The following is a 2,556-nucleotide window of genomic DNA, read 5'->3' on the forward strand; positions in this document are numbered from 1 at the left end:
GCTATCACTATCGGCAACCAACTTTTGAGAGGTGATCTGATAGGTAATCTTAGAGCCACGAATGATACTGCCATCTTGAGATAGCATCGCGTTCTTAGTCATGATCAATCTATCGGCAATCAGCTGGTAATGTAAATCGTCAGCTTCACCATAGAGTGTTTTCCCATCGTCAGTAAGTTGAGAAAAGGTTGCGGGCTTTCCGAAACCTTGTATTTCTTCAATTTCACCGTTGACGGCATTACGTGTAACAATGACCTTATCGGCATTGATATTGATGCTACCTTGTTTAAGGTTCACATCGCCAAGAAAGGTAACTTGATTGCTTTTCATATCTAATTGCTGACTGTCTGAATCAATATAGACAGGCTGCTCGCTATCCGAAGATAGAGCATAGACATTAGACGCCGCAAGGGTCAAAGCCAATAAACTAAGGTGTGAGAGTTTCATATCTACCCTGAACAGAATTAAAGAGAGTCGCATTGTTGGTACCGAAGTTCCCTTTCATTGCTTGCCCCTCATTTTCAAAAAATGTACCGATCATATGGACCGGAGTGTCTGAATAAAAATCTCGGCTAGTCAGTTCAACAACCATTTTATCAGTGGTCATTGTATCGAAACTAGCATCTGGCAACAGGTTCTTCGCCACAACGTTGTCATAAAAAGTGATGACTTGATTTTCATCCATAATTGCGCGATCAGCGGTCACTCGCCATTCTATCGTATGCCCTTCACGGAATACTGAAAGAATAGGGGCTTGAAAGTGTGTATCGCCAACGACGGAGTAGTGCTCTAGATTGGTCGATTCAACTTGATAGCTACGAATACCGCTTTCGTCATAGCTAATATTATCAAGATTCTTGCCACTAAACGCGGGCAGTTCTAAATTTGGATCTACTTGTATCGTCGAAGTTTGCTCTTTGTCGTACAAGTAATAGGCTGACCAAGAGGTAATAAAGATGAGTATTAAGTAGATAATACGATTAAAACTCATATGCTTAAACCTTTGTGCACGTCGAGTTCGTTTCTTGCTTGTAAAATAAGGTCGCAGACTTCACGTACTGCACCGTAACCGCCGTTAATGGTTGTTACGTAGTTGGCTCTTTGTGCAAGTAATGGGTGACCGTCTGCCACACATACCTTTAAGCCGACCTTTGCCATTACAGGCCAGTCGATTAAATCGTCTCCGATATAACCTGTGTTTTCAGGATTAACTGAAAGCTTATCGCAAATATCTTGGTAGGCTTTAACTTTATCATCCTGACCTTGATAAATTAGCTTAATACCGAGAGCGGTCATTCGATTCTCAACAATTTGAGATTTACGGCCAGTGATGATTGCGATTTCAACGCCGGCGTTCATCAACGATTTAATGCCGTAACCGTCGCGCGTATGGAAAGTTTTTAGCTCTTCACCGTTGTTACCCATGTAGATGCGGCCATCAGAGAATACGCCATCTACATCACAAATCAGCAGTTTGATCTCTTTTGCAATCGCAAATACACGTGAATCCACTGTGCCGTAAAGGGTTTCAATTGCCTGTGACATTACATTACTCCTGCTTTCAGTAAGTCATGCATATTTAAAGCGCCTACTAATTTGCCATTATCACACAACATCAGGCCATTGATGCTCTTAGCTTGCATCAAATTTAAGCCCTCAACTGCGAGCATATTTGGTTCTGCTACCGTTGGGTTCAGTGTCATCACATCGCCGATCTGCGTGTTATGAATATCAATACGTTTATCTAAGATACGGCGTAAATCACCATCGGTAAAAATGCCCTTCATTTGGCCATCTTCACCGACGATTGCCGTCATGCCCAAGCCTTTTTGAGATATCTCTAACAGGGCATCTCGAACTAGTGCATCCGGAGCAACAGTTGGGAGTGCATCGCCGGTGTGCATGATGTCGTCTAGTTTCAACAGCAGTTGACGGCCTAAAGCACCACCAGGATGAGACAGTGCAAAATCTTGAGCGGTAAAACCTCTTGCCTGTAAAAGTGCAACGGCTAATGCATCACCCATAACCAAGGTAGCGGTAGTACTGGTTGTTGGTGCTAAACCAAGGGGACACGCTTCTTCGGGTACTGAAATCTGTAAATGAATATCAGATAAAGTCGCCATGTTTGATGCTGGCTTGCCAGTCATGCTGATAATCTTAATGTTTAAACGCTTTAATACTGGGAATAGGCTGAGGATTTCTCCTGATTCACCTGAGTTGGATATTGCTATCACAATATCGCCAGGTTCGATCATGCCTAAATCACCATGCGCCGCTTCACCTGGGTGTACAAAGAAAGCCGATGTACCAGTACTTGCCAGTGTAGCTGCTATTTTGTTACCAATGTGGCCTGATTTGCCCATGCCCATTACTACGACTTTGCCTTTGTTGTTCAGGATTAGGTCGCAAGCTTTGCTAAAATCATCATTAAAATATTGGTCTAATTGCGTGAGACCTGCAACTTCAGTTTCCAAAACTTGTTTTGCAACGCTGCAATAATCAAATGGCTGAGACATCAAATACTCCAAGTACGGGAAGTTAAATCAACAATTAAGC

At 42.8% G+C, this 2,556-nt stretch carries 4 protein-coding genes; all 4 read right to left on the reverse strand.

Annotated elements, in window-relative coordinates; translation table 11 throughout:
• Positions 1-447 (reverse strand): lipopolysaccharide transport periplasmic protein LptA (gene lptA, locus AB4496_RS22485; RefSeq protein ID WP_372132018.1); only part of this gene is annotated, 447 nt, incomplete at its 3' end.
• On the reverse strand, positions 428-991 hold the full coding sequence (gene lptC, locus AB4496_RS22490) for an LPS export ABC transporter periplasmic protein LptC (protein ID WP_009847738.1): 564 nt from the start codon (positions 989-991) through the stop codon (positions 428-430). The genes lptC and lptA, both read right to left, overlap by 20 nt.
• Complete coding sequence (kdsC, locus tag AB4496_RS22495) at positions 988-1,545, reverse strand: 3-deoxy-manno-octulosonate-8-phosphatase KdsC (RefSeq protein ID WP_009847737.1); 558 nt, start codon at positions 1,543-1,545, stop codon at positions 988-990. The genes lptC and kdsC overlap by 4 nt, the downstream gene beginning before the upstream one ends.
• The gene (gene kdsD, locus AB4496_RS22500; RefSeq protein WP_009847736.1) at positions 1,545-2,516 is read right to left on the reverse strand and encodes an arabinose-5-phosphate isomerase KdsD; all 972 of its coding nucleotides are present in this window, start codon (positions 2,514-2,516) and stop codon (positions 1,545-1,547) included. The genes kdsC and kdsD overlap by 1 nt, the downstream gene beginning before the upstream one ends.
• Positions 2,517-2,556 lie beyond the last annotated feature (40 nt).

The sequence above is a fragment of the Vibrio sp. 10N.222.46.A1 genome (assembly GCF_041473595.1).
GTDB lineage: Bacteria > Pseudomonadota > Gammaproteobacteria > Enterobacterales > Vibrionaceae > Vibrio > Vibrio tasmaniensis_A.

Bases quoted from the DNA above. Each gene is read 5' to 3' on its own strand.
- lptC (WP_009847738.1), bottom strand. From the start codon at position 991: ATGAGTTTTAATCGTATTATCTACTTAATACTCATCTTTATTACCTCT.
- kdsC (WP_009847737.1), bottom strand. From the start codon at position 1,545: ATGTCACAGGCAATTGAAACCCTTTACGGCACAGTGGATTCACGTGTA.
- kdsD (WP_009847736.1), bottom strand. From the start codon at position 2,516: ATGTCTCAGCCATTTGATTATTGCAGCGTTGCAAAACAAGTTTTGGAA.